General features: G+C 67.1%; 1 protein-coding gene and 1 pseudogene. Both read left to right on the plus strand.

Translation table 11 applies throughout. The features are described 5' to 3' along the window. Positions 1-314: 314 nt before the first annotated feature. Positions 315-569: a hypothetical protein gene (locus tag AC5LSR_RS05070; RefSeq protein ID WP_250283557.1), complete on the plus strand. Its 255-nt coding sequence runs from the start codon at positions 315-317 to the stop codon at positions 567-569. Beyond that, positions 566-903, plus strand: a pseudogene (locus tag AC5LSR_RS05075) (transglutaminase-like domain-containing protein); the annotation flags it as partial. The gene AC5LSR_RS05070 and the pseudogene AC5LSR_RS05075, both read left to right, overlap by 4 nt.

Below are 903 nucleotides of genomic sequence, written 5' to 3' on the forward strand. Positions count from 1 at the left end.
GTGGCGTGGTGTACGGAGGGTGATTTCGCATGATTCGGGTTCGGGCTGTGCGGTGGCCGTGATGAGCACCGCGCGTACCCGACCATATTCGGCGGACATGCCCACAAAAGACTCGTCGATCCCCGGGAATCGTCGTGCCCCGGGAATCGTCGTGCCCGTCAGCGTGATCTCCCTTTGAGGGTCTCCCATATGGTAGCCTGTGAACAGGCTGATGATTTCGCAAACATCGACATGATGTCGATGTGCGACATGATGTCGATGTGGTAGTCGGTTGTTGCCATCCGGCGGGGTACCGTCGGGGTGAGGTGGCCGTCGTGACGGCGCATCAGACCTTTTCCGTTCTCGACCGCGTCGACCTCGACCGGTTCGACGACGACGGCGGTGCTCCCGACCGGCTGTCCTTCACTCCGTCCGTGCCGGGCACCCAGCCGCTGGTGACTCTGCCCGACACCGCACCCGAGCATGTACCCGAGCATGCGCGCGAGGTGCTCCGGTTGGCCGGCGCCGGCTCGCTGACCGGTTCGACGGACGAGATCCTGCGCACTGCCGGGGTGGCGTCCCCTCCGTGACCGACGTGCAGTCAGAAAGTTACCGACCGTCCGCGCATCCCGGCGGCGGGGTGGCCGAGCGAGTGGTCAGTTGCGACCTCACCTTCGATGTCGGGGAACCTGCGGACGTCGCCCTCCACATCGCCGCGGCCAACGGCCGGGCAGTCCGTGCCGAGCGGCTCGACGTGACGATGGACAGGAGGGTGCTCCCGGTCGCGGTCGAGCTGGCCACGCCACACGGTGGTCGACTGCATCTTCTGCGCACACCCCCGGGAATCCTGTCCGTGTCCTACCGGGCGGAACTCGGCCCCCCGCCTGCCACCGCCGGACAACCGGCCGCAGCCATCCGCGGCGA

The organism is Protofrankia sp. CiP1_Cm_nod4 (genome assembly GCF_982290645.1).